This window comes from Pseudomonas sp. SB113, from assembly GCF_040754745.1.
Lineage (GTDB): Bacteria > Pseudomonadota > Gammaproteobacteria > Pseudomonadales > Pseudomonadaceae > Aquipseudomonas > Aquipseudomonas grimontii.
In genome coordinates, this window is record NZ_JBFMHW010000004.1 from 240,646 (window position 1) to 266,817 (window position 26,172).

The window sequence follows — 26,172 nt, forward strand, 5'->3', positions numbered from 1 at the left end:
CTTTTATTGTTTAAAGAACTATAATTTCTCACTTAAAATACAAAACACACTTTAATTGCGAATAAACAATCATGAACGCAATAAACACTCGAAAGAAGCCAGGCGTATCAGCCCCGATGCCGCAGCCACTGGATCGAACCGACCGCGCCATTCTCAAGACACTGCAGCGAGATGCCTCCATCTCCAATGTGGCGCTTGCAGAGAAGGTGAAATTGAGTGCACCGGCGTGCCTCAGGCGCGTCGAAAGGCTCAAGCAAGTTGGCCTGATCAAAGGCATCGTTGCACTGCTGGACAATGTTGCGCTGGAGGCGGGGATGGTGGTGTTGATCGGCGTGGTGCTGGACCGCTCCACACCGGAATCCTTTGCCGCATTCGAGGCAGCCGCACAAAAAGTGTCCGGCTGCATGGAGTGCCATGTGGTGACGGGGGAATTCGACTACTTCATGTTGATACGAACCAAGGACAGCAACAGCTTCAACCGGCTCCACGCGGAGCAATTGCTTTACCTGCCGGGGGTTCGCCAGATTCGATCGTTCATGGGGTTGCGTCAGGTCTTGTCGACCACCCACATTCCCCTTTGAAGCGCCGCTAGTCGAGCATTCCGCCCTGCTCCCTTGCGTGCTTGATGTCTCTCGAGGGCGGGGCTCCGAAACGCCGGGCATATTCGCGGCTGAATTGAGCGACGCTTTCATAGCCGACTCGCAACGCGGCGGTGTTCACGTCTACCCGATCGGTCAACATCAGGCTGCGTGCGGCTTGCAGCCGTAACGCTTTTTGATACTGAACGGGGCTGGTGCCTGTCAGCTTGCGAAAACTGTGATGCAGCGTAGAGCTGGCCATTCCTGATAGCTCGGCGAGGTCGGCCACGTGCAGCGGTTTGTCGTAGTGATGTTTCAGCCATTCAATGGCTCTCACGATGCCCTTGTCTCGGTAACCGTCGCGCGTGACGCTGCGCAACCACTGCCCTGCACTACTTAGCAATAGCCGAACGCATATTTCCCGCTTGATCAGCTCCGACATCAAGCCTGCTTCCAGCGGCCGCTCGATCAGCGTGGCGAGTCGAGCGAATGCATCGAGCAGCTCAGTCGACGCCGCACCGGATACGAAGCCCCGCGCTTGAGTAGCCATTTCCTGCGTTGGGGGTTCCAAGGTCTGGATCACCTCGCTGAGCATGGAAAGGTTGAGCTTCAACACGACGGATAAATAGGGGGTTTCCTCGCTGGCGGCGGTAGTGCGGGCCAGTGTGGGAATGTCGACCGACGTAACGAAGAACGCGCCCTGCCCGAACTCACAGGCTTCTTCGCCGAAGGTGATCTCCTTCGCCCCCTGCAGAATGATGGCCACGCAAGGCTCATAAATGCAGTAAGTGGGCGTACCCAGGTCAGTCATTCGATAAAAGGCCAGGCCAGGAATCGATGTTTTGCAGACCTCGTTCAAACCAATCTGCCGGGTGACTTTTTCGATCAGCCGCCTGAGTGCCTGGAGACGTTCGTTGGGCTGTATGGGATCGCGCAACACCAGAGAATGCAGATGGCCGGAACCAAACTGCGAGAAGGACCCGCTCGTCATCACATGCGCCCCTGTTTACGGAATGTTCGAGTCTGCTGAGAGTGTGTGCTCAGCACAAGCATATCGGCAGGATTATGCAAAAAATATGGCGTATTAGGGTCACCCGGCTATCCCTGGTTGTTCTAACTTCTCGTACGAATACCGGCTTCGATGATCCCGTGAAACCTCGGTCGTGAAAGGAAAGTTGGATGGACAGACGAGATTTTCTTACTTACTCGGCAGTGGGTACTGTTGCAGCCGCGTTGCTGCCAGCATCGAGTGTCGCAAGTTCGGCGACCACAGCCCCAGCGCCGTCTTTACTGACGGAGCGCGGGAGCGTGATGCGGACTGAAGGCCGGCCAGTGCGCACAGACCTGCCCACCAATTCGCCCTCGCCTACCCTGCGATACATGACGCCTCAACGCTTTGGTATGGGCGGGACACAGATTGGCAATATCTTCGCACCGATCAGCGACGAGCAGGCAGGCCTGGTTCTACAGGCCGCTTGGAACGCAGGTGTAAGGCTGTACGACACGTCGCCGTTCTACGGGTTTGGCTTGAGTGAATATCGTGTCGGCCGCTTTCTGCACGGCAAAGATCCAAACGACTATGTGGTCTCCACCAAGGTGGGACGCGTATTGACTGCCGCGGGTGGCCCGCGCGCGGACCATGCCATCTGGAAGTCCCCCGCGCCCTTCAACTACCGGTATGACTACACCGCGGCAGGCGCGCGTCGTTCCGTGGAAGACAGCCTGCAGCGGCTGGGGCTGCCGCGTATCGATATCGTCTTTATCCATGACATCTCGCCCGATAACACCGAACTGGAAGGCGGCTGGGAAGCGGCGTATCAAATTGCGCGCACTGGGGCGATGGTTGAGCTTGAAAAGATGCGTGATGAGGGGCTCATCAAGGCATGGGGCTTCGGAGTCAATACGCCGAATGCTGTGGTTCAGGCAATGGCCGGTGATGACCCGACGCCCGACATCGTGTTGCTTGCCTGCCAGTATTCGCTCCTTGAGCACGGCGATGCGTTGCGCAACACCTTTCCGGCGTTGAGCCGTAAGGGCACCAGCGTTGTGGTTGGAACACCGCTGAACGATGGATTCCTGGGAGGGCGCAGCCGATATAACTTCAGCTTGGATCTGCCTGCCGGCGCGGTGGAAAAGCGCGCGCGAATCATGGCGGTTGCCAAACGACATGGCATCGACATTCATACTGCCGCCCTGCAGTTCGCGGCAGCACATCCGCAAGTGTCTGCGATCATTCCGGGGGCCCGCTCGCCGGGACAGATCGTTTCCAATGTGCAGGCGATGAAGGTCGGTATCCCAACAGCCTTTTGGGAGGAGCTCAAGAGTCGGAACCTGATCGATGCTCAAGCACCGGTCCCTTCCTGAGTAGGCGCTACGCCCGTGCTACCTGCTGATGTGGCGTTATCGTCGCTGGACTCATTTAACCCGTAACTTATCTTCCTGGTTGCTGCAACGCTATAGATAGCAGCCGCTTGATCAGCCTATTCCAGTCAATAAACTGCGCACGCGCCCAACTAAAAACACTCATCCAAGGCCGTAATAAATGAAGATTCGCACGTCTCTCATGGTTTTAGGCGGCCTGCTGGCGCTGTCCGGCAGTGGTCACTTACTCGCCGACACACTCGCGCTTAGCGTTCCATTGCCGGATCCACTCCCACAGCTAAAAGTGCTGACCCTCCTTATCGGTATACACCTGCTCGGCATGTGCTTCGGTCTTGGTGGGGCCACGATGCTGGACCTCTGGATCTTGCGTTGGATGCGCCGGGGCAGCCTCCCGGTTGAAATCGGACGCACCTTTCACTTCATCAGCGACGCGGTCACTATTGGACTCTGCCTACTGTGGCTTTCAGGCCTTGGTTTCCTTGCCCTTTACGCGATGGAGTCGCCGGAAAAGTTTGAAAACCCCAAACTCTGGGCGAAGGTCATTGTGGTGATCGTGCTGACCATCAACGGAATAATCATCCACGCGCTTGTGCTGCCAGAAGCCCTACGCGACGTGAGTCGCCCCCTGCTCTTTGGCGTGTCTCGCAAAAGAGCGGCCTTATTTCTTGCGTCCGGTGCAGTTTCGGGTGTGTCTTGGTACACGGCTTTTGCCTTCGGCATTTTTCGTGAGTTAAACAACAGTGTCACTTTCACCCTGCTGGTCATCATGTGGCTTACGCTGATAGTCGCCGCCTCTCTCGCCGCAATGCTGCTCTGGTTAAACTCTGCGGCAGGAGCCAGAAAACCTCCTTCGCTCAGTCATCCGACATAAAGATAAAGACCCGCTTGGACATTGCGTGTCACTGGGCGGTCGTCATGTGGGAGTTTGCGCGTCACTACCCGCCCTGCTCCAAAACTCTTCAGCAGATTGACTGAGGATTGCTTTCGGGCGCGTCAGATGAATTTCCAAAGGTATATCCCAGCTTTCGTCGAGTGCCCTGACTAAGCGCCCGTCCAGGATTTCTTGCTCGGTAAGGCTCTTGGGCAACCACGCCACGCCTTTGCTTTCCAGGGCCATGGACATGAGTACCGCTGCAAGGTGGCTGCTGAAAAGCGGCTTGAGGTGAAGGTAATCTTCTTTGCCACGCAATCTGTGGGCGACGATACGTCCCAGTCCAGACTCATGGGTGTAGGCGAGGTAAGGCAATGCCGCCGGCGAGGTGCCGAAGTGAGTGGAAGCACTCGCAAGCGGAACGAGGACGTCCTCCCCCACCTTCTTGCTGGTGAACTGATCAGGCGCCAGTAAAGGTGGAACGTCGGGATGGCGGTGACAAAGCAGGAACTGCACCTGGCCATGTATCAGCATCTGCTCACAGACGGCCATGCTGTCCGAGTGCAGCTTCACTGCCTCAATGGGGGCACCGTTTTCAGCGCTTCGAAGCCACTTGGGAAAAAACGTAAACGACAGCGAATGAGTTGCCGCGAATTGCAGTGATTTGGCCGCGATTCCTGCTACCTCTTGAGCCTCGTTACGCATCCTGTACAAGTGCCGGGCCGCTTCCTGGGCACTGGGCAAAATTTGCCTTCCGGCCTCGGTAAGGGTTGCGCCTTGTGGTGTGCGCACAAACAACTCGACGCCCATCCAATTCTCCAGTGACCGTACTCTTCGACTGAAGGCTGGCTGAGTAACGTGGCGTGCCTCGGCGGCACGGACAAAGCTGCCGTACTCCGCAAGCGCTGAAAGATCTTCGAGCCAAACGAGTTCCAAGGGGCCATGCCTCCTGTGCATAGGGTGCGGCATTAATAGCATTGGGCGGGTGACATCGCAAAGCATAACGTGGGGCCACAAACAACAAGAGGAGCCCGTCATGCGTATCGTAGACATCCGTGAAAAAACAGTTTCCATTGCCTCCCCAATTGCCAACGCCTATATCGATTTTTCCAAGATGACTTGCTCGGTCGTCGCTGTCATCACCGATGTGATTCGCGATGGCAAACCCGTCATCGGCTACGGTTTCAACTCCAATGGTCGCTATGGCCAAGGCGCTCTGATGCGGGATCGTTTCCTGGCGCGCATCACGGAAGCTGATCCCGACACGCTCGTCGACCATGAAAACAACAACCTGGACCCGTTCGCCATCTGGAAAACCCTGATGACCAACGAAAAACCAGGCGGCCACGGCGAGCGCTCTGTCGCGGTTGGCACCCTCGACATGGCTGTATGGGATGCCGTCGCCAAGATTGAAGGCAAACCGCTGTATCGCCTGCTGGCTGACCGCTACCGTAATGGCGTGGCAGATGACAAGGTCTGGGTCTACGCAGCCGGTGGCTATTACTACCCAGGTAAAGACCAGACCAAGCTCAAAGCAGAAATGCAGAGCTATCTGGATCGTGGCTACGACGTCGTCAAAATGAAGATTGGGGCAGTACCGCTGGATGAGGATATTCGTCGCATCGAAGCGGTGCTTGAAGTGGTGGGTGACGGTCGTCGCCTGGCGGTCGATGCCAACGGTCGTTTCGATCTACAGACCGGTATTGCTTACGCGGAAGCGATCAAGCAGTACAACCTCTTCTGGTACGAGGAGATCGGCGATCCGCTGGATTACGCACTCCAGGCAGAGCTTGCCAATCACTATGAGCTGCCCATGGCCACCGGGGAAAACCTGTTCTCCCACCAGGATGCCCGTAACCTTCTGCGTCACGGTGGAATGCGCCCTGATCGCGACTTCCTGCAGTTCGACTGCGCCCTGTCCTACGGGCTGGTGGAGTACATGCGCACCCTGAAAGTGATGGAAGAAATGGGTTGGTCTTCCCGCCGCGTAGTTCCACATGGTGGCCACCAGATGTCCCTGAACATCGCAGCCGGCCTGCACCTGGGCGGTAACGAATCCTACCCCGACGTGTTCCAGCCTTTCGGCGGCTTCGCCGACGGAATCAAGGTGGAAAATAGTTATGTCGGCCTGCCGGATATTCCAGGTGTTGGCTTCGAAGCCAAGTCCGCCTTGTACGCAGTCATGCGTGAGTTAGGCGAAGGCTGATCAACCTCGATCTGCGGTGTCTTTTAAAGGGGCCGCAGACTCAGGCGTCATCCACTGACGCCAAACCACATGCCCATCACAAAAATAAAATGAGGTGCTTCCGTGGAAATGTCCAAATCCCGCTGGTACAGCCAGCTGTATGTACAGGTGCTGATCGGTATCGTCATCGGCGCAGCGATTGGTCACTTTGAACCGCAATTCGGAGCCAAGCTTCAACCTTTTGCGGATGGCTTTATCAAACTTATCAAAATGCTGTTGGCGCCGATTATTTTCGGCACCGTCGTGGTGGGTATCGCCAAGATGGGCAGCATCAAGGAGGTCGGGCGGATTGGCGTCAAGGCGCTGCTCTACTTTGAAATCCTTTCAACCATTGCGCTGGTCATCGGCCTTATCGTGGTCAATGTCGTAAAACCAGGCGCCGGGATGAATATCAACGCTACCACGCTTGATGCCAGCGCTATCGCCAAGTACAGCCAGGCCGCCAGTGAGCAAGGCGGCACCATTGATTTCTTTCTCAACATCATTCCGGGCACCTTCATTGGCGCATTTTCGAATGGCGTCATGCTTCAGGTCATCTTGATTTCGGTATTGATGGGCATTGCCCTCGTTCAAATGGGCGAAACCAGCAAACCGCTGATCAATACCATCGACTTGTTTCTGCAAGGGCTGTTCAAGATCGTGGCAATGGTTATGCGCCTGGCTCCGATTGGTGCCGGCGCCGGGATGGCGTTCACGATAGGCAAGTACGGCATTGGTACCTTGCTGTCACTCGGCCAGTTGCTGGTCGCGCTCTACGTCACCACCTTGATTTTCATCGTGGTGGTACTGGGTACGGTTGCCAGATGGTCGGGCATGCCGCTTATGCAGTTCCTGCGTTATTTCAAAGATGAAATTCTCATCACGCTTGGCACCTGCTCAACCGAAGCCGTGCTTCCGCGAATGATGGTGAAACTTGAAAAGCTGGGCTGCAAGAAGTCGGTGGTGGGCATGGTGCTACCCACTGGATACGCCTTCAACGCAGATGGCACCTGCATTTACCTCACCATGGCGGCGATTTTTATCGCACAGGCAACCAACACGCCACTGACGTTTATGGATCAGATGATTCTATTGGGGGTCTTCCTGCTGACCTCAAAAGGCTCCGCCGGCGTGGCGGGTGCCGGGTTCATAACCCTTGCTGCAACGCTCACAACCATCCACTCCATTCCGTTGGTAGGCCTGGTCCTGCTCTTGGGCATCGACCGTTTCCTCAACGAAGCGCGAGCCGTGACCAACCTGATCGGCAACGGTATCGGCACCATCGCCATTGCCAAATGGGACAACTCCTTTGACGTCGAAGCCTGCGAGCGGGAGATTGCCGCAATGAAACACGAAAAAGCAGCGCGCAAAGCCTTGCTGCCGCAAAAGTAATCAGCACAGTTTACCGGTCATTTGCGCGTCAACCATGGCCATGACCGGTAGTGATTTCCTGGTCTGGTTCATCCCGAAGCAGGCCTCGAATGAATTGGGTGGATCCAAAAAAATGATCGAGCGATCTCATCATGAATTGCGCAAGGCGTTTGGTGATTTGCTCCAGGGAACCACGTGTAAATTTGCTGCGTCCGTATTCGATCCTATCTCGGTTCGTATGGCATCCGACCTTGGTTTTGAGGTTGCCATCCAAGGCGGTTCCATCGCCTCGCTTCAAGTGCTCGGGGCACCTGACATTGCGCTGCTCACGCTGGATGAATACGTCGAACAGGTTTCTAGAGTCGGGCGGGCCAGTCAAATCCCAATCATCGGCGACGCTGATCATGGGGTTGGTAACGCGCTTAATGTGATGCGTACAGTGACCGAGCTTCAGAAAGCCGGTGTTGCCGCCCTGACGCTGGAAGACACCCACCTACCGGCCCAGTACGACGCACAGTCGAACGTGCTTATCGACAGGGAAGAAGCCGCAGCCAAGATTTACGCTGCGCGATTTGCCCGGTCAGATGATGCGCTCGGCATCATCGCCAGAACAAATGTGGCCGTTACCACGCTGGAAGATTCCATCGCTCGCACCGCGGCCTACCAGAAGGCTGGGGCAGATGCTATTTGCCTGGTTGGCGTTAAGGATTTCCAGCACCTGGACGCGCTCACTGCGCACCTTGGCGTGCCGATCATGCTGATCAACTACAGCAATCAGGCCCTGAACGATGCCGAGAAACTGAGTGCCGCCAATGTACGGATCGTGGTCAATGGGCATGCCCCTTATCTGTGCGCAATCAAAGCGACCTACGAGGCGCTGCGCGAACAAAGCGGCGTACAGGGACGCGAACTTTCCCTTCCTGAGCTGCTATCAAAATACACGCTCTCGGATAATTATCGTGAGTGGGCCAAGACCTGCTTGACGTCAGGGCACGATTCAAATTGACCTTGAAACACCTGGGCGCAGTGACCACAAGGTCGCTGGCCATAGGCAGCCCTAACGGCTATGCGTTCTTCTTCAGGCTTTCGGGGCTGCCAGCGCACAGACCATCCATCACCAGGCTCATCAATCTGGCGAGACGCGGGCGCCATTCGCTCTGGGCATCCATTTGCCATATTCCAGCAATGGCCAGAAAGAAATCGTCGTTGGTAATCCCGCTACGAATCGTCCCCGCCTTTTCATTCGCCCTCAAGAGCAACTCGGCGGCGGCCTGGACTGGAGCGTATCCCGACTTCCCCGGGAACTCGTAAACGGACGCAGCTTGTTGAATCGCAGCAGCGAGTCCTGCCTTGGTCATTGCGTATTCAGCGAGGCAGTCCATCCATTCCCGGAGGGCCTCCTTGGGTGGTTTTGTCGCGACGAGATGTTCCGCCAACGAAGCCACCTGTTGCATCTCGAATTGATAGACCTCGAAGACCAGCTTCTCTCGGGTGGCGAAGTGGCGATAGAACGTGCCCTGCCCTACCCCAGCTTTCTTCGCAATCGTGCTCAACGCAACCGCAGGATCGCTGGTCAGCTCGTGCACAGCGACTTCCAGTATCCGTTCGCGGTTTTTCTTGGCGTCAGAACGCATCACCAATTCGTCAGTCATGGGCAAAGTTTTCCTTCAGTGCATTGCTAATCGGACAATTGTCCGGTAATTTTCATCAAGCGGACACCTGTCCGTTTAAGCGTCATTTCTGGAGTTTACTATGAACAGCACTGGCAACACGATTCTGGTTACCGGCAGCACCTCGGGCATCGGCCTCGGTCTGGCGCTCAGGCTTCACAAGGCGGGTAACACCGTCATCATCGCGGGACGTCGCAAGGCGCTGCTCGACAAGATCGTGTCGGAGCATCCAGGGATTGAATCAATCGTGCTGGACGTCTGCGATCCACAATCCATCCAACGCAGCAGCAAAGCGCTTGCGATCAGCCATCCGAACCTGAACGTTCTCATAAACAACGCCGGGATCATGCACTGGGAGGATCTGACTGATCCGCAAAGCCTGAGCACAGCCGAAGATATCGTAACCACCAACTTACTGGGCACGATTCGTATGGTCTACGCGTTCACTCCCCAGTTGATCAAGCAGCCCAGCGCAACGATTGTGAATGTCAGTTCGGCCCTGGCATTTGTCCCGCTGCCTGCAACACCGACCTACAGCGCAACCAAAGCCGCAGTTCACTCGTTCACTCAAAGTCTTCGAGTGCAGCTGGAGAACTCGCCGGTTGAGGTTATAGAGCTCGCGCCGCCGGGTGTGCGTACCACTTTGCTCGGGCAGGAAAACGATGAACACGCCATGCCTTTGGAGGAGTTCTTGGATGAAATCTTCGAACTGCTCGAGATCTCTCCGACCCCAAGCGAACTTGTCGTCGAACGCGCCAAGCCCTTACGGTTTGCTGAAGCGAGCGGGTCCCATGACGAGGTATTGAAAATGCTGGCGGGCTACAAACCACCGGCAGAATAATGTCAACCGTGTGAGTAGCCTCTGCTGCCATCGCGGTCACGGCTTTACCGCGCTTGCCGCGGGCAGCCTTGAAGACTCATGGCGTCAGCAACCCGGTACACCTGCCTATTGCACCGAACTGAAGTTGCCAGAGTTGAGGTTTGCCTTGTGCGCGGCAGATAAGTTGAAGGCGCCTCAAAACCGGGACGCCCTGATGGCCAAGTTCATGACGCCCGGTGGCCATTTCACCCACGAGGACATTGTTGCCATGAATCGGCAACTGACCGCCTGACTATCGGAGTGAATTTCCTATTCTCTCCTGTATTAACGTGTCAGGGCTCGGAAGCCCCTTATGAAACCTGTCGAGAGCGTTGTTCATCCAAAATTCTTGGCAGATTGTCTTCGATCCAGTCAGCCAGGCCTTCAACATGGCGGGCTACCTCAGTTCCCATAGGGGTGAGGCTGTACTCAACGTGAGGTGGCACAACCGGATAAGATTTGCGTAGAACGAAGCCATCAAGTTCCAAAAACTGAAGGGTCTGCGCAAGCATCTTTTCGCTGACGCCTCCAATCTTGCGACGCAGATCGCTGAAGCGATGCGTACCCGCGAGCAAGGCCACCAATACTAATACTCCCCACCGGCTGCTGACGTGTTGGAGTACGATCCTTGATGGACAATCCGGGGCGAATAATTCGCCGCTGTGCAGTCGGTTGGCCAATGTTGCGGGAGGGGTTGCTCCAGAGGACTCGGAATCCGGCATGTTCACTTACCTTTAGGTGCGTACTTACGAAAAGTTAGCTAAGGCCATATTCTGCCGGCTCTATCAAATTTTGTAAAAGGATCCACCTCATGATCGCCGTCACCGGAGCCACCGGCCAACTTGGCCGCCTCGTTGTCGAGAAACTCAAGCAAAAAGTACCCGCGTCGAACATAGTCGCGCTGGTGCGCAACCCTGACAAGGCGAGTGATCTTGGGGTGGACGCACGTGTTGCCGACTACGACAGTCCGAAAACGCTGGTCGCGGCGCTCAACGGAGTCGACACGCTGCTACTCATTTCCTCAAGCGAAATAGGCAAGCGACTTTCGCAGCATCGAAATGTCATCAACGCAGCAAAGCAGGCCGGTGTGAAGCGCGTTGTTTATACAAGTGTACTGCACGCTGATACCTCTTCATTGGACCTCGCCGAGGAGCATCGGCAAACGGAAGCAGAGCTCAAAGCGTCGGGGTTGGCATTCACGATAGTGCGTCATGGTTGGTATACCGAGAACTACACCGGCTTTATCGCTGGCGCGTTATCGGCCGGTGAATTAATCGGCAGCGCAGGTGACGGAAAGATTTCAGCGGCGACACGGGAAGATTTCGCCCAGGCGGCTGCCGTAGTGCTCACCCGCGACGATCAAGAAGGGAAGATTTACGAGTTGGCGGGAGACTGCGCCTGGACGTTATCGGAACTCGCAGCCGAGGTTTCTCGGCAAACGGGTAGGAACATTCCCTACAAGAACTTGCCTGAAACCGACTACGCCGCTGCGTTAATCAATTTCGGCCTCCCGGAGCCACTGGCACATGCACTGGCGGGCTACGATGTCAGCGCGTCCAAAGACGCGCTTTTCGATGACAGCCATCACCTTTCGACGCTGATCGGCAGAGCCACAACTTCACTTTCGGCTGCAGTGGCAAGCGCTCTCAAAGGGCAATGATCGCAGAACACCGTAGCGCCGCCTGTTCGCAGAACGATCGCCTGAGCAGCCACGCCAACAAAGAGCGCAAGGGCTGTAAACCCCTGCGCACCTTTGAGCAATGGCGAATTCGGGTCATTGACGATCGGGCGACCAGCAAGCCTGAAGGTTATTGCTGGTGCATGACTGCTCCAAACCGGCGCCCGTCAAAAATCGACGGTAGCCGATAGTTGCAAGGTGCGTGGATACCCCGGGGAAAACGCACTATAAGAGGCCACGCCGGACCAATACTCACGGTCGAACACGTTCTGTACCGTGGCGCGGAAAGTCGTCGGCCGCCCTTCTATTTTGGTGGCGTAACGCGCGCCGGCATCAATGCGGGTCCAGGAATCGAGTTGCTGAGTGTTGGCCTGGTTGACGTATTGGCTGTCGGTGTAGATCGCGCCGCCGGTGAGGGTAAAACCGTCCAGCCACGGGGTGTCGTATTCCGCCCACAGATTGGCCTGGATATCGGGTACGCCGACCGGCTTGTTGCCCTGGTTGGCGGCAGTCGCCGATTTGGTCAGCTCGCCATCGAGGAAGGTCACACCGCCCATCAAGCGGGTGCCGGTGGCCACTTCGCCGAACACGCTCAGTTCCAGGCCACGGTTGCGCTGTTCGGCCTGTACCGAATACACGCCATTGGCGCCCAGTTCGCCGGCAGGTTTCTCGATCTGAAACAACGCCAGTGTGGTCATGAAGGTGCCGTGCTCATACTTCACCCCCAGTTCGTGCTGCTTGGACTCATACGGCGCAAAAGTTTCCCCGGCGTTGCTCGCCGTGCCCGGTGCCGCGTCGCCCTTGCTCAGCCCTTCGACGTAGTTGTAGTAAAGGGAGACGTCCTCCCAAGGCTTGACCACCACACCCAGCAACGGCGTGGTGGCGTTGGCGCTGTAACGCGAGCTGACGGAGCCGGCGGCATTGTAGTTACGTGACTCGATAAACTGCCGGCGCACACCCAGGCTTAGTTGGAGACGGTCGTCGAGCATCCCCAAGGTGTCGGTCAAGGCCACGCCGGACAACTCCGACTCCGAGATCCGCAGCACCTTGGGCGTGTTGATGTATTGCTTGGGCGTGTCCACCGGGTGGTAGATATTGGAGAGGATTGTCGTGCCGTTGTTGATGCCCCGCGACAGCTCATCCTGGTAACGGGTCGCCATCAGCGTAGTGGTATGGGTGACCGGGCCGGTGGCGAAGAGTCCACGCATCCCCACATCGGCGGTAGAACGGTCGACGTTGAATTTGTAATAGCCCGGCACATTGCTGGTGTCACCGGCATCATTGAGGATGCGCGGCACCTGGTCGGACATGCGTTTCACATCCGACTTGCCGCCGCCTGCATGGGCGAACACGGTGAGGTTGTCGCTCAGGTCATATTCACCGCCGAGCAATGCGGACTGTTCCTTGGTATCCGACCAGCCCCACTTTTGCGGCAGGCTGGTGCGGCCATTGGGGGCGGATGGCACGTCAACGCCCGGTGCGATGCTGAACGGGCGTGAGGCGCCCTCGAAGCTTTCTTTCTGGCTGATGTAGTCGAGGTTCAGGCGCAGCCGCTCGCCACGGTAATCCAGGGCAATCGCACCGATCCCTACGTCGCGATGCTGGTCGTCCACGGCCGTGTCGCCACCCTGCAGGCTGCCGTTAAAGCGCACGCCGAACTGGTTTTCCGCACCAAAACGCCGACTGATGTCCAGGTGCCCGCCCGCCTGGGAGTCCGACGCGTAGCTGCCGGTAAACCGGGTCAGGTCTTCCTCCAACGGCCGCTTGGGCACGATATTGATCACCCCACCCACGCCACTGTTGGGCGAGATGCCGTACATCAAGGCGCCCGGCCCCTTGAGCACTTCGATACGCTCGGCGTACTCGGTAAAAGCCCGGTAGTTGGGGGCTACGCCGTACACACCGTCGTAGGCCAGCTCACCCAGGTTGCCTTCGCCGATGGCAAAACCGCGAATGAAAAACGAATCGACGATACCGCCCGTCTGCCCCGTGGAGCGCACCGAAGGGTCGCGTTCCAGGGCATCGGCTACGGTGACGGTTTGCAGGTCGGCAAGGGTTTTGGCGGTGTAGCTGGTGACGCTGAACGGCGTGTCCATCACGTCTTTGTTGCCCATCATTCCAAGCCGCGCGCCGCGCGCCACCTGCCCACCGGAAAGGACCTCGGGCAGCGCCGTCGGGCCGTTGTAGCGGCCGTCGATCCTGGTGGTGTCGAGGGTCAGGCTGGGCTTGCTGTCATCCGTGACGGCAGGCGTTGGTGTCTCAGCCCAGGCATTGGCGCCCGCTGCGACCATGACGAAATTCAACAGGGCCGTTCGAATGGCAAGTGTTAACGCGCGTTCACCGCAGGGCCGACTGGCAACAGGCATGACGAGAGGATCCTTTCAACGAGAGAAAATGGGAATCACTCCTAATGCCAGTCGACGTGCGAAAAAGTATCACCCTCCCGTTTAATTTTTTTGCACGGTGCGCAGGGTTGTACTGGACGCCGCGTTCCTCCCACACTTGCATGAAATGGCCCTGTGGCTGACCAAGGAGTACTCATGTCCCAAGCAGGTGCCATCCAGGGTTCGCGTGTGAGAATCCTCATTTATCTTCTGTTCGCGATCCAACTGGTCTCCATGGGCGCGATGGAAATGAGCGGGGCGTTCTGGCCCGTGCACCTGCGCGGGCTGGCCTCCTCGGAGTCGGTCTTCAGCTTCGCCAGCATCGCCGTGTACGTCGGGCCGATGCTGGGCATCATGCTGACCAGTGCATTCTGGGGCCGTATCGGCGATCGCTACGGGCACAAATTGATGATGATCCGCGCACTCGCGGGGTTGTCCCTGACCCAGCTCGGGCTGGCGTTTTTCAGCGACATCTGGGTCATCCTAGTGCTGCGTTTCCTGCAGGGCGCCTTTGCCGGCTATATCGCCCCGGCGCAGGCTTACGGGGTGAGTATCGAAGCGCCGTCGCGACGAGCGCGGCTATTTGCGATCCTGCAGATATCGACCAATGTCGGCTCACTGCTGGGTGCGGTTGTTGGCGGCCTGATCCTCGATTACGCGACGTTTTTCTGGATCAACATCGTCGCCTCGATGCTCTGCGCACTCTGTACCGTCATCGCCGCCGTGACATTGCCGGATGTGCCCCCTGTACCCAAGCAACCGACGGTGGCCACCCGCACGCCGGCCGCAGGCACCGACAGCGTATGGCGCAGCTCTCCCCTGCTGTCACTGCTGTGCGTCATGGGGATCCTGCTGCTGGCGCGCATGCTGCCGCAGACATCGTTCTCGCTGTACGTAAGCTCGACGTTCAAGGTCAGCAACTCCGTCGTCGGCCTGTGCTACGGGTTGCTGGCGCTGGGTTTTATCCTGTCGGCAACGGCATGGTCGCGCTACTTCGAGCATCGTTCCCAGGCAGAAACCCTGCAACGCATCACGTATATCGTCGTGGGTTGCATCGCCTTGACTGCCGTGGCGGGCGTAACGCGCAGCCCCGTGGTATTTATCGTCGCCTACTTCATTTGGGGGGTCCTGCTGGGAGCGACCACCCCCGTACTGATGGCATTGGTCTCGAAAACCGCCGACAGCTCGCGACAAGGCTACGTACTGGGGATTGCCCAAAGTACCGCGCAGTTCGCCTCGATTGCCGGCATCTCCATTGGTGGCTTGCTGAGCCAGGTCTACGGCCTGCAATACACCTATCTTTTCGTGTGCCTGGCCTATGCAGTGGCGCTGATTCCCATGGTCGCGTTGCGGTACTGGTCGGTGTCCGCGCCGCCCAATCGCTGATTAACGCCTCGATACGCATGTCACACGCCTGATCACCGGACATGATCGCGCTTGCGCTCACGTCGGTTTGTCAACTAGCATTGGGAATACTTCTCAATTACAAACAAATCTGCCGCCATGAGCGAAACCTCTTCCGCGAATCACCTCAATCACCTGCGCGCCATCGAGGCCCTGTACAGCGGGCATCACGGCTGGCTGTATGCCACGCTGAAGAGAAAACTGGGTAACGCCATGGATGCGGCGGATCTGGCCCAGGACACCTTCACCCGGATCCTGGCCTCACAAGTCACGGTGATCGACCAGCCACGGGCGTACTTGAGCTGCGTGGCCAAGGGCATTCTGGTCAACTGGTACCAGCGCAAGGCGCTGGAACGCGCCTACCTGGATGCACTGGCGAACGTGCCTGCCCACGAAGCGCCGTCGCCCGAAGCGCACTTCATGGTGCTGGAAACCCTGCACGAAATCGACGCCATGCTCGATACCCTGGCGCCGCTGGTCAAGCGCGCCTTCCTGCTGTCGCAGATCAACGGCCTCAAGTACGACGACATCGCCGAGCAGCTGGGTGTATCGCTGATCACCATCAAACGTTACATGAAGCAGGCCTTCGTACAGTGCCTGATGCTGGTGGAGTGAATGCTCGGTCTGCGCAAGGAACCGCCGCTGGACCCGCAGGTACTCGAAGAAGCCGCCGACTGGCTGATGCGCTTGAGCGAACGCGAACTGAGCGACCACGAACGCGCCGAATGGGAGCGCTGGAAGGTCAGCAGCCCGGAGCGGGATCGCGCCTGGTCGCGTGCACAATTGCTGCAGAGCAAGTTCGGCGGCCTGCCGTCGTCCCTGGCAATGTCGGCCCTGGACCGACCAAACAGCCCGGAACGTCGTGCAGCGCTGGGCAAGCTGGCGATCCTGCTGGCGGTGATGCCCGTGGGTTGGGGAAGCTGGAAGCTGGCGCAATCGCAGCAATGGTCAGCGGACTACCGTACCGACGTTGGCCAGCGCCGCGAACTGACCCTGGCCGATGGCTCGCGCATCACCCTGAATACCGATACTGCCATCGACGTCGTATTCGACGAGCGCCAACGGCTTATTCACCTGCGCGAAGGCGAAATCCTGGTGCAGACGGCCGTGGACACAGCCCCTCTGCCCCGCCCTTTCCTGATCAGCACCCGCCAGGGGCGCATGCAGGCGCTGGGCACACGCTTTACCGTACGTGAAGTGAGCCCACGCACGCACCTCGCGGTAATCGACGGCGCGGTGAGCGTGATATTGGCCGATAACCGCCAGACCCCGCCGCTGATCGTCAACGCCGGGCAACGCACCGACTTCTCCTCACAGACCTTTGGTGACCTGGCGCCGACCGATCGCTACATCGGTTCATGGACCCAAGGCATGTTGATGGCCGACAAGATGCGCCTGGCGGATTTCGTCGCGGAACTGACGCGCTACCGCCGAGGTTTCCTGCGCTGTGATCCCGCCATCGCCGACCTGCGCATTTCCGGGGCCTTTCCGATCAGTGATACCGATCGCACCTTAAGCATGCTGGTGCACACCTACCCCGTGCTGGCGAACAGTCATTTGCGCGGTTATTGGGTCACCCTGTCGCCCGCCTGAGCTCACGCAAAAATAAACCGTGGCCAGGGTGATACTTTTTTCGATCTCGACTGGCAAACACATGAACAGCCTTTTCCTCTCGTCCATTGGGTCATCCTTTCATGCTCGTAGCACGGCCCCTGCGTCCGGCTCGTCCGTTCAAACCGATGGTGCACGGCGTCGTGCTCAGCCTGCTGCTGGCCAGTGCTGTGCGCGCGCCGGCATTGGCGGGGGAACCGGCCCAATTGAACGCGGTCGCTGTGCAGACCTACCACATTGCCCCCGGCCCGCTCGGCGCTACGCTCTCAAGCTTTGCCGTGGACGCCGGCATTGCCCTGTCGTTCCAGCCGTCGATCACCGAGGGGCTGATCAGTCCCGAACTGAGCGGGACCTTCTCCACGCAGGAGGCCGTCACGCGTTTGCTCGCAGGCAGCGGCCTGGAGATGGTGTTGCGCAGCGATGGCAGCTACACCCTGGTCCTGCGCAGGGTCACGTTGTCGGCCACCACCGTGGAGGCGGCGCAACAACATACCGATAGCCTGCCGCCGGTGTACCCGGGCGGCCAGGTGGCCGAGGGCGGGCGTCTCGGCCTGCTCGGTAATACGGATGTGATGGACGCGCCCTTCAGCATCAGCACCTATACCGCGTCATTGATCAAGGACCAGCAGGCGACAACCGTGGGCGACGTGCTGGAGCGCGACTCCTCGGTCCGCTCCACCGGCCAGACGGGGGGTATCGTCGATTCATTCTTTATCCGTGGTTTTCCGGTGGGCGAAGGCAACCTCGGGGAACTCGCGTTCGACGGGGTGTACGGCGTGGCCTCCAATTACCGGGTATTCACCGACTACGCCGAACGCATCGAAGTGGTCAAAGGCCCCGGCGCCCTCCTCTACGGCATGTCCCCCAACAGCGCCGTCGGCGGCGTGATCAACGTGGTCCCCAAGCGCTCCCTGGACGAGGACCTGACCCGCGTCACTGCCACCTATGCCCAGGACCTGCAACTGGGCACCCACATCGACCTGAGTCGGCGGTTTGGCCAAGACCGTCAATTCGGCGTGCGCGTCAACGGCCGTGTGCAGCAGGGTGACACCGTCATCGACAAGCAATCGCGGGATGTCGGAGTCAGTGCCATCGCCCTGGATTACCAGGGCGATCGACTGCGCACCAGCCTGGACCTGATCGCCCAGCAAGAGCAATTTGACGCCGCGTCACGGCCCTTCCTGATCGCTTCCGAGGTGCCGATTCCCCACGCCGCCAACGGGCGAACCAACGTCAGCCAGGATTGGGGCTGGTCCAAGACCCGCGACGAATCGGCCTTGCTGGGTGGCGAGTATGACGTGAGCGACGCACTGACCCTGTTTGCCCATGCCGGCGGTGGGCAGTCGAACGTGGCACGCCTGTCCGACCAGACCCCGACCATCATCAACACCGCCGGCGACACCTCGTCGATTCCCGGCTACTACAAATTCAAGGTCCGGCGCTACACGGTCGACACCGGTGCCCGCCTGCGTTTCGACACCGGGCCGATCAGCCACAGCACCACGCTGCAAGTCACGCGTTATCGCGATGAGTTGTCGCGCGGCATCCTCTCAGGCCCGCCGATCCTGTCGAACATTTACCACCCTATCTCACGGCCCGAGGTAGACATTGCAACGCCTGCCACGCCAAAAGTCTCGGCGACCGAATTATCCGGCGTCGCGGTTGCCGACACTTTGTCGATGCTCGATCAGCGCCTGCAGGTGACTGCCGGCCTGCGCAGACAGACCATCCGCTCCAACAACTACAACGCGGCAGGCGCGGTGACGACGGCTTACGACGACGGCAAGACCACGCCGTTGTTCGGGGCAGTTGTCAGGCCGTGGGAGCATGTATCGCTCTACTACAACTACCTGGAAGGCTTGAGCAAAGGCGATATCGCCCCCGCCACGGCCTCGAACGCAGGCCAGGTCTTTGCCCCCTACGTTTCACGCCAGCATGAGGTCGGGGTCAAGCTCGACTACGGCACGGTCATGTCCACACTCGCGCTGTTCCAGATCACCAAACCCAGCGGCGAGCTGTCAGGCACCACCTTTGCGGTACAAGGCGAACAGCGCAACCGGGGCCTGGAGTTGAACGTATCCGGTGAGGCCGGCCGAGGCACACGCCTGCTCGGCGGCGTGACGTTGCTGGATGCACAGCTGACCAAAAGCGGAGTAGCCGCCAACCGGGGCAACACCCCGGTGGGGGTGCCCAAGGTGCAAGCCAACCTCTGGGCCGAGTGGGACGTGCCTTGGGTCGAGGGGCTGACGTTGACCAGCGGCGCGTTGTACACCGCCAGCCAATACGTGAACCAGGCCAATACCCAGCAGTTGGCCCCCTGGACCCGCTTCGATATGGGCGTGCGCTACAGCACGCGCATCGCCCAGCGGCCGACGACCTTCCGCGCCACGGTACAGAACGTGTTCGACCGTGAATATTGGTCGGGCGTCGCCTCCTATGGTGCGTTCTCTCAAGGCTCGCCACGCACCCTTCTACTGTCGACCACGGTCGATTTCTGAAACCTTCGGCCCGGCACGGCTATCTGCACCGCCACCCGGCTCGACCACTGCAAAGGCTTTAACCATGGTTACCATTGTTCGACGCAGCCACGCCTTCGCCGGGCTGCTATTTGCGGGTTTGTTGGGATGGGCACTGCCGTCAACGGCGGCCGAGCCGCAGGCAACGCGCAGCACCGTCACCGATTTGCTCGGGCGCCAGGTCAAGGTGCACCTGCCGGTCCGGCGGGTCATTCTGGGGGAAGGTCGTCAGTTGTACCTGGTTGCCGCGCTGGATACGCAAAACCCCATAGAGCGAATCGTCGGCTGGCGCAAGGACCTGATCCAGTCCGACCCGGACACCTATGGCGCTTACCTGCGTAAATTTCCCGCCATCGCCAAAATCCCCACCTTTGGCGGCTTTGAAGACGGCACCTTCGATATCGAGCAGGCCATCTCCCAGCGCCCGGACGTGATCATCCTCAATATCGAGGCCCAACACGCCACCGAGGATGCCCGGTATATCGAAAAGCTCGACGCCTTGGGGATTCCGGTGGTGTACGTCGACTTTCGCAACCACCCGATGCAGAACACCGAACCGACCATGCGCCTGTTCGGCCAGTTGTTCGGCAAAGAAGCGCGTGCCGAAGCATTTATCGACTTTCGCAACCAGCAGATCCGCCGCGTCACCGACGTGATCAACGCGCAACAGCCTAAGCGCCCCAACGTGTTCATCGAACGTATCGGTGGCTACACCGACGATTGCTGCCTGAGTTTCGGCAATGAAAACTTTGGTCTGTTCGTCGATATGGCCGGTGGCAACAATATCGCCAGAAACGTCATCCCCAGCACCTTCGGCCAGCTGAACCCCGAGCAGGTGGTGGTCGCCAATCCGGAACAGGTGGTGGTCACCAGTGCCAACTGGGAAGCCTTTGCCCCCGGTGGCCATTGGGTCGGTGTGGGCCCCGGTGCCGACATGGCGCAAGCCCGGCGCAAACTGGCCTGGTACACCCGGCGCCCGGCCTATGCCGGGATCAAGGCACAGGATGACCAGGCGTTCCACGCGATCTGGCACCAGTTCTACAACAGCCCGTATCAGTTCGTGGCCATCCAGCAGTTGGCCAAATGGTTTCATCCGACACTGTTTACCGACCTGGACCCTGAAGCCTCGTTCCGCGAATTGCACGAACGATTCCTGCCAGTGCCCTATGAGCCGGGTTACTTCGTGAGCCTCAAACCATGAGCGCGGTGATTCAACGCGACACCTACCGGCGCCTGGTGCTGCGCAAACGCCTGATCCTCGCGGGCCTGACCCAGCTGCTGTTGTGCAGCGTGCTGCTTGACCTGGCCCTGGGGCCGGCGCGCTACAGCTTCAATGAAGTACTCGGTGCACTCTTTGCGCCGGACAGTGCGCCGGCGCAGATTCGCGTGGTGATGTGGGACATCCGCCTGCCCATCGCCCTGATGGCGGTTGCCGTGGGTGCGGCATTGTCCCTGGCCGGAGCGCAGATGCAGACCATCCTCAACAACCCGCTGGCCAGCCCCTTCACCCTGGGCATTTCCGCCGCCGCCAGTTTTGGTGCGGCCATGGGGCTGGCGTTTGGTGTGGCGCTGTTTCCGTTGGCGGCGCAGTACATGGTGCCGGTCAACGCGTTCATCATGGCCATGCTTTCGGCGCTGCTGATTCACTTCCTGAGCATGCGTCGCGGGGTCACCGCGGAAACCATCGTGCTGCTGGGTATCGCCCTGGTGTTCACGTTTAACGCGTTGTTGGCCCTGGTGCAGTTTTTCGCCACCGAGCAAGCCGTGGCGGCCGTGGTGTTCTGGACCATGGGCAGCCTGACCAAAGCCACCTGGCCCAAACTCGGGGTGATCTGCCTGGTGATCGTGATCACCCTGCCGATCTTTGCCAAACGCGCCTGGGCCCTGACCGCACTGCGATTGGGCGACGACAAGGCCGCCAGTTTCGGCATCAACGTGCGCAGCCTACGCTTTCAGACGCTGATCATGGTCAGCCTGCTTGCCTCGTTCCCCGTGGCCTTTGTTGGCACCATCGGCTTTATCGGGCTGGTCGGCCCGCATATTGCGCGAATGTTGATCGGCGAGGACCAGCGCTTCTTCCTGCCGGCCTCGCTGCTGACCGGCGCACTGATTCTGTCCGCCAGTTCAGTGGTGAGCAAAACCCTGATCCCGGGCGCGATCTTCCCGATCGGGGTGGTCACTTCGCTGATCGGCGTGCCGTTCTTCATATCTCTGATCCTCAGCGGGAAGAAAAACTCATGGTGAAGATTCAACTGCAGGACCTGGGTGCCCGTTATGGCCAGCGCACGATCATCCGTGGCGTTACCACGGCCGCGTTCACCGGCGGCCAGGTGGTCGCGGTAGTGGGGCCCAATGCGGCGGGCAAGTCCACCCTGTTCAAACGCATGGCCGGGCTGATCGACGGGCCTGGGCAGGTGATCCTGCAGGACTCGAAAAAGGGCCGGCAGGGCATCTGCTATATGCCCCAGGGCTTGAATGCCAGTGCGCGGTTGACGGTCTACGAATCGGTGCTCCTGGCCCGCAAGCAACTGTCGCCGCAATGGGCCGTCCACGATGACGAGTTGAACCTGGTGGACGAAATGCTCGAGGCCCTTGGCATCAGCGACTTGTCCTTTCGCAACCTCGGCGAACTCAGCGGCGGCCAGCAGCAACTGGTGTCCATCGCCCAGACCTTGGTGCGCGAGCCGGAAATCCTGCTGATGGACGAGCCCACCAGCGCCCTCGATATGCATCGTCAGGTGCAGGTCTTGAACTTCATGGGCGCACTGGCCCGCAAACAGCAGGTCATCGTGTTTATTGCCCTGCATGACCTGAACCAGGCGTTGCGCTTTGCCGACCAGGTATTGGTGATTGCACACGGCACCGCACAGGGCAGCGGCGCGAGTCATGAGGTGATCACCGAACGCATGCTGCGCGAGGTGTACCAGGTTGAGGCGCGGATTGAGCAGTGCAGTCGCGGACAACCACATATTTTGATCGACGGGATAACGTGACAGCGTACCCAACGCCAAACTACGACCGCGCGTGCACAGACAGGGTTAGCGGCAGCTCAGGCAATGACACGCTCTGGAGCGCCGTCAGCCCAAGCAACGGGTACCCTGGCGACTGTCGACGCCACCAGGTCACTCACGGTATCAAGTCGGCCGATTTGCTCCGCTGAGAGCTGCAGTGTCAGCGCTCCAAGGTTATCGGTAAGTTGGCCAAGTGAGCGCGGGCCGATGATGGGAACCGCACCATGCGTGCCTGCCCAAGCAATGGCAACCTGGCCCGGGCTGACGCCGTGTTCGCCCGCTATAGCGACTACCGCGTCCAGCGTCTGCGTGCGCTGTGCCGAGTTCTCCGGCTGGAACACCCGGCCTGCGAACCCTTCAGCACGCCCCTTTTCACCTTGCCGGTACTTTCCGGTCAACATACCGCCGCCCAGGGGCGACCACGTCACGATGCCGAGACCGAGCGCATGCGATGCCTTGAACAAATCGGCCTCGGGCTCGCGATGTACCAAGCTATGTTCGAACTGCGCAGCCGCAATCGGAACGACATGGGAAAATTCGGCCAGCGTGACCGCGCGGGCGAGACGCCAGGCGGGGAAGTTCGACAGGCCCGCGTACAGGATCTTGCCGGCACGCGCCAGGTCCTCGAAGCCTCGGACGATTTCCTCAAGGGGCGTGATGCCATCCGGGTGATGCGCCCAGTAAATATCAATCCGATCGGTTTTGAGCCGTTTCAGGCTCGCCTCCACGGACGCCACCATGGCCTTACGGCTGTTGCCGGTGACCAGTCGGTTGGCATTCTGCGCTGCGCCATTGCTGAACTTGGTGGCGAGCACAAAATCCTCACGCCGCCCTTCCAGCAAGGTACCGAGCAGTTCTTCGGATTGCCCGAATTGGTAGACGTCCGCCGAATCGATGAAGTTGCCGCCGGCTTCGGCATAAGCGTTGAACACCGCTTTGCTGGCGTCGGGATCGGCGCCATAACCCCAGCCTGTGCCGAAGTTGCCCGTGCCGAGTGCCACCTGTGAAACCTGCAAACCGGTTCTTCCAAATGATGTGTACTTCATGCTGTGCTCCGTCAACTCAATCGGCCATGTTGTCGTGATCGACTGGACGCATGCCAGCCTCGACAGCACCCGCCAGCAACCTGCGAATCACCTCGATAGTGGTCCCCTGCGCGTGGGTGACCTTCATCTTCAAGATCTCTGTAGAGATACCATCAGTGAAGCCTACACGCTTCATTGATGTCAATCGCAATCAAAGATCTTGACGACGAAGATTATGATCGACATCATTCGATGTTCGCGGCCATGGTCCAGTAAAACGTCGCCGGGACGCGCAAAGACGTGGTCACCTCACCAGGAGAAGACGATGACATTCAAGGCACTGCTCGCCAGCAAGACCGACGACACCATTTCCACCCGCTTGGTCGACTTTGAGGACGAGGATTTGATGCCGGGCGACGTCACCGTCGCGGTCGAATACTCAACGGTTAACTACAAGGACGCGATGGCGCTCAGTGGCCGGTCACCGATCATTCGCAAGTTTCCGCTGATTCCGGGGATCGACTTTGCCGGTGTCGTAGAGTCGTCGACCTATCCCGGCATCGTGGCCGGAGACCGTGTGCTGGCCAACGGCTGGGGTCTCAGCCAGACTCACCACGGCGGCTTCGCCCAAAGAGCGCGCGTGAGCGGTGACTGGCTGGTCAAGATTCCGGCAGCCTTTTCGGCCCGGGATGCCATGGCAATCGGCACCGCGGGGTACACCGCCATGCTGTCCGTGCTGGCGCTGGAACATGGCGGTCTGACCCCCGCGCATGGCGACATCCTGGTGACCGGAGCCAATGGCGGCTCAGGATCGGTAGCGATTGCCCTGCTGTCCAAACTTGGCTATCGGGTGATCGCATCGACCGGGCGGCTTGATGAGGCCGATTACCTGCGCGCACTTGGCGCGAACGAAATCATCGACCGCCACACCTTGTCCGCACCGGGCGCACCGATTTCCGAAGAGCGCTGGGCGGGCGCCATTGACTCGGTCGGTAGCCATACGTTGGCTAACGTGCTGGCACACATCCGATATCGTGGCGTGGTCGCAGCCTTCGGACTTGCACAAGGCGCGGATCTGCCCGCCTCTGTGCTCCCCTTCATCCTGCGCAACATCACCCTTGCTGGTATTGATTCGGTCAATGCGCCTCAGCAGATACGGCTGCAGGCTTGGTCGCGCCTTGCCAGTGACTTGGATCTGGACAAGCTTGCCCGAACCTCGAAGGTGGTTGGCCTCGCCGACGTTCCCGACATCGCCAGCCGCGTACTCGCAGGAAAAATTCAGGGGCGCACCATCGTCGATGTGAACGCGTGACGGCGGCGTTTTTTTCCAGTACCACCACGAGCTTGTACCCGGAGCGCTGACCTTCCTCAATGAATGAAACAATCCAATGAGCAGGCGCGCCCTGGCGCGCGGACGCTATACGCCGACCGACGATGCGCGCACGTCGCTTGCGGTGCGCCCATAGTACGCCTTGAAGGCCCTGGCGAAATGCGCCTGGCTGGTAAACCCTTGGCGATAGGCAACTTCGGCAATGTCCAGCCCGCGACTGTCCGCCTGGCTCAGCAGACGGAGCGCTCCCTGTAAGCGCTTTTCCAGAATAAAACGATGGGGTTGTGTGTCTTCCAGGGCAAATAGCCTGGCCAGGTGGCGTGTGGAGACGCCGGTTTGATGAGCCACCCGTTCACAACTCAATGCAGGGTCGGACAGTTGCTCCAGGATGCATTGCTTGGCGGCCAACAGGTAGGACGCACTGAGCGCGTTGATCCGACGGTTACCCATCTGACCCGCAATAATAGTCCCCAGCAGCTCAAGAGCATCCTCTTGATAGTTGTCCGCCCCTTGGCTGAGCGGCTGCTCGAAAAAACCGCCGGTGCGCTCACTCAATGTCCTTAGCAGTAAACGCTGTGTGCCGGTGTGTGCGCTGATCTTCACGGCGTGATCAAAACGGCGCAGACAGCGGGAGGCAAACACGTCCTGGGGGATATCGAAGATAAACTTGTGCATCGAAGCGGAGAAGCCGAACAGGTAGGGCTTGTCGGTGCGATACACCATCATCTCGCCCGGTTCCAGCAGATGGCAGTTGCCGTTCTGAAAGAAAAACGACGCACTGCCCATGACCAGCGATACGAACACCGACTCTTTGGGCACGGTGCGAATCATTGAACCATCACGCTCGATGACGTGTTGGGTACCGGCAATATGGGCGACCCGCAGCCGGTCCAGACTCAGATTGTCCTCCCGCGCGCTGAACCCGGTTTCGCTGAAGGAAGAGCACTTCAGGCCGACCAGCGTCGATGCGTTGTACTGTTCCCAGAATGCCACGCGCTGATCCAGCGGAAGGTCATCGGTACTGGCACGCTGGGTATCAAGCAAGGCGACGGTTCGGGTCATTTTTTATTCTCGTTTTTATTGACTGCTCGGCCCCACACAAGGCGGATTACGGGGCCTGCAGCGCCCCATTAACCGCCCACCCAGGCACGCTGTCAATCGGTAGCCGATACAAAACCACGGCAACCGATGAACTGAAAATATCTGTCCGATGCAGACAACAATGACGTCAGTTTCGATCAAACCGCAGCGCCCCGTT

Annotated in this window: 24 protein-coding genes and 1 pseudogene; 17 read left to right on the forward strand and 8 right to left on the reverse strand. The window is 59.1% G+C overall.

From position 1 onward, the window contains the following. Positions 1–71: 71 nt before the first annotated feature. On the forward strand, positions 72–581 hold the full coding sequence (locus AB1462_RS07600) for an Lrp/AsnC family transcriptional regulator (protein WP_259194053.1): 510 nt from the start codon (positions 72–74) through the stop codon (positions 579–581). 7 nt (positions 582–588) lie between these two features. On the opposite strand, the gene AB1462_RS07605 is transcribed toward AB1462_RS07600, so the two are convergent. Further along, positions 589–1,569 (reverse strand): AraC family transcriptional regulator, encoded by a 981-nt coding sequence (locus tag AB1462_RS07605; RefSeq protein WP_259194054.1) that lies wholly within the window; start codon positions 1,567–1,569, stop codon positions 589–591. A gap of 188 nt (positions 1,570–1,757) precedes the next feature. Between AB1462_RS07605 and AB1462_RS07610 the strand changes: the two genes are divergently transcribed. Beyond that, positions 1,758–2,942: an aldo/keto reductase gene (locus AB1462_RS07610; protein ID WP_315337717.1), complete on the forward strand. Its 1,185-nt coding sequence runs from the start codon at positions 1,758–1,760 to the stop codon at positions 2,940–2,942. Positions 2,943–3,120: 178 nt separating this feature from the next. Further along, the gene (locus AB1462_RS07615) at positions 3,121–3,831 is read left to right on the forward strand and encodes a hypothetical protein (RefSeq protein ID WP_315337716.1); all 711 of its coding nucleotides are present in this window, start codon (positions 3,121–3,123) and stop codon (positions 3,829–3,831) included. A 42-nt stretch (positions 3,832–3,873) separates the two neighbouring features. On the opposite strand, the gene AB1462_RS07620 is transcribed toward AB1462_RS07615, so the two are convergent. Continuing rightward, on the reverse strand, positions 3,874–4,767 hold the full coding sequence (locus tag AB1462_RS07620; RefSeq protein ID WP_259194057.1) for a LysR family transcriptional regulator: 894 nt from the start codon (positions 4,765–4,767) through the stop codon (positions 3,874–3,876). A 100-nt stretch (positions 4,768–4,867) separates the two neighbouring features. Between AB1462_RS07620 and AB1462_RS07625 the strand changes: the two genes are divergently transcribed. From AB1462_RS07625 to AB1462_RS07635, 3 genes are all read left to right on the forward strand, one after another. Further along, complete coding sequence (locus AB1462_RS07625) at positions 4,868–6,037, forward strand: mandelate racemase/muconate lactonizing enzyme family protein (RefSeq protein WP_259194058.1); 1,170 nt, start codon at positions 4,868–4,870, stop codon at positions 6,035–6,037. 102 nt (positions 6,038–6,139) lie between these two features. Then, entirely contained in the window at positions 6,140–7,447 is a 1,308-nt protein-coding gene (gene dctA, locus AB1462_RS07630) for a C4-dicarboxylate transporter DctA (protein WP_259194059.1), read from the forward strand. Between the two features lie 112 nt (positions 7,448–7,559). Next, entirely contained in the window at positions 7,560–8,432 is an 873-nt protein-coding gene (locus AB1462_RS07635; protein WP_315337733.1) for an isocitrate lyase/phosphoenolpyruvate mutase family protein, read from the forward strand. Positions 8,433–8,490: 58 nt separating this feature from the next. Here AB1462_RS07635 and AB1462_RS07640 read toward each other — a convergent pair whose 3' ends face one another. Next, a complete protein-coding gene (locus tag AB1462_RS07640; protein ID WP_259194060.1) occupies positions 8,491–9,078 on the reverse strand; it encodes a TetR/AcrR family transcriptional regulator in 588 nt (195 codons plus the stop codon). Between the two features lie 100 nt (positions 9,079–9,178). Here AB1462_RS07640 and AB1462_RS07645 point away from each other — a divergent pair, with 100 nt between their 5' ends. Together AB1462_RS07645 and AB1462_RS07650 are read left to right on the forward strand one after the other, a co-directional pair. Next, positions 9,179–9,937: an SDR family oxidoreductase gene (locus tag AB1462_RS07645; RefSeq protein ID WP_259194062.1), complete on the forward strand. Its 759-nt coding sequence runs from the start codon at positions 9,179–9,181 to the stop codon at positions 9,935–9,937. 40 nt (positions 9,938–9,977) lie between these two features. Continuing rightward, positions 9,978–10,208, forward strand: a pseudogene (locus AB1462_RS07650) (3-hydroxyisobutyrate dehydrogenase); the annotation flags it as partial. A gap of 58 nt (positions 10,209–10,266) precedes the next feature. Here the strand turns inward: AB1462_RS07650 and AB1462_RS07655 are convergent. Next, positions 10,267–10,677, reverse strand: a complete 411-nt coding sequence (locus AB1462_RS07655) for a helix-turn-helix domain-containing protein (RefSeq protein WP_090404560.1) — start codon at positions 10,675–10,677, stop codon at positions 10,267–10,269. Positions 10,678–10,766: 89 nt separating this feature from the next. Here AB1462_RS07655 and AB1462_RS07660 point away from each other — a divergent pair, with 89 nt between their 5' ends. Continuing rightward, positions 10,767–11,615 (forward strand): SDR family oxidoreductase, encoded by an 849-nt coding sequence (locus AB1462_RS07660; RefSeq protein ID WP_367246500.1) that lies wholly within the window; start codon positions 10,767–10,769, stop codon positions 11,613–11,615. A 185-nt stretch (positions 11,616–11,800) separates the two neighbouring features. Here AB1462_RS07660 and AB1462_RS07665 read toward each other — a convergent pair whose 3' ends face one another. Next, positions 11,801–13,999: a TonB-dependent receptor gene (locus AB1462_RS07665; protein WP_367246501.1), complete on the reverse strand. Its 2,199-nt coding sequence runs from the start codon at positions 13,997–13,999 to the stop codon at positions 11,801–11,803. Between the two features lie 174 nt (positions 14,000–14,173). On the opposite strand from AB1462_RS07665, the gene AB1462_RS07670 reads away from it, so the two are divergent. The 7 genes from AB1462_RS07670 (at position 14,174) to AB1462_RS07700 (ending at position 22,541) form a co-directional block, all read left to right on the forward strand. Next, positions 14,174–15,403, forward strand: coding sequence for an MFS transporter (locus tag AB1462_RS07670; RefSeq protein WP_367246503.1), 1,230 nt, complete (start codon positions 14,174–14,176; stop codon positions 15,401–15,403). Between the two features lie 117 nt (positions 15,404–15,520). Beyond that, positions 15,521–16,036 carry a sigma-70 family RNA polymerase sigma factor gene (locus AB1462_RS07675; RefSeq protein ID WP_259194068.1) on the forward strand — a complete coding sequence of 172 codons (516 nt, stop codon included), beginning with the start codon at positions 15,521–15,523 and terminating at the stop codon, positions 16,034–16,036. After that, the gene (locus tag AB1462_RS07680; protein ID WP_090404575.1) at positions 16,037–17,014 is read left to right on the forward strand and encodes a FecR domain-containing protein; all 978 of its coding nucleotides are present in this window, start codon (positions 16,037–16,039) and stop codon (positions 17,012–17,014) included. It abuts the gene before it with no gap. A gap of 101 nt (positions 17,015–17,115) precedes the next feature. Next, complete coding sequence (locus AB1462_RS07685; RefSeq protein ID WP_367246505.1) at positions 17,116–19,530, forward strand: TonB-dependent siderophore receptor; 2,415 nt, start codon at positions 17,116–17,118, stop codon at positions 19,528–19,530. Positions 19,531–19,594: 64 nt separating this feature from the next. After that, on the forward strand, positions 19,595–20,749 hold the full coding sequence (locus AB1462_RS07690; RefSeq protein ID WP_090404581.1) for an ABC transporter substrate-binding protein: 1,155 nt from the start codon (positions 19,595–19,597) through the stop codon (positions 20,747–20,749). After that, entirely contained in the window at positions 20,746–21,792 is a 1,047-nt protein-coding gene (locus tag AB1462_RS07695) for a FecCD family ABC transporter permease (protein ID WP_367246507.1), read from the forward strand. The genes AB1462_RS07690 and AB1462_RS07695 overlap by 4 nt, the downstream gene beginning before the upstream one ends. Then, positions 21,786–22,541 (forward strand): ABC transporter ATP-binding protein, encoded by a 756-nt coding sequence (locus tag AB1462_RS07700; RefSeq protein WP_367246509.1) that lies wholly within the window; start codon positions 21,786–21,788, stop codon positions 22,539–22,541. The genes AB1462_RS07695 and AB1462_RS07700 overlap by 7 nt, the downstream gene beginning before the upstream one ends. A 56-nt stretch (positions 22,542–22,597) precedes the next feature. Here AB1462_RS07700 and AB1462_RS07705 read toward each other — a convergent pair whose 3' ends face one another. Then, complete coding sequence (locus AB1462_RS07705; protein WP_315337711.1) at positions 22,598–23,605, reverse strand: aldo/keto reductase; 1,008 nt, start codon at positions 23,603–23,605, stop codon at positions 22,598–22,600. A gap of 16 nt (positions 23,606–23,621) precedes the next feature. Further along, on the reverse strand, positions 23,622–23,780 hold the full coding sequence (locus tag AB1462_RS07710; protein ID WP_315337710.1) for a hypothetical protein: 159 nt from the start codon (positions 23,778–23,780) through the stop codon (positions 23,622–23,624). 129 nt (positions 23,781–23,909) lie between these two features. Here AB1462_RS07710 and AB1462_RS07715 point away from each other — a divergent pair, with 129 nt between their 5' ends. After that, positions 23,910–24,896, forward strand: coding sequence for an MDR family oxidoreductase (locus AB1462_RS07715; protein WP_315337709.1), 987 nt, complete (start codon positions 23,910–23,912; stop codon positions 24,894–24,896). 105 nt (positions 24,897–25,001) lie between these two features. Here AB1462_RS07715 and AB1462_RS07720 read toward each other — a convergent pair whose 3' ends face one another. Further along, positions 25,002–25,976, reverse strand: coding sequence for an AraC family transcriptional regulator (locus AB1462_RS07720; protein WP_315337708.1), 975 nt, complete (start codon positions 25,974–25,976; stop codon positions 25,002–25,004). Positions 25,977–26,172 lie beyond the last annotated feature (196 nt).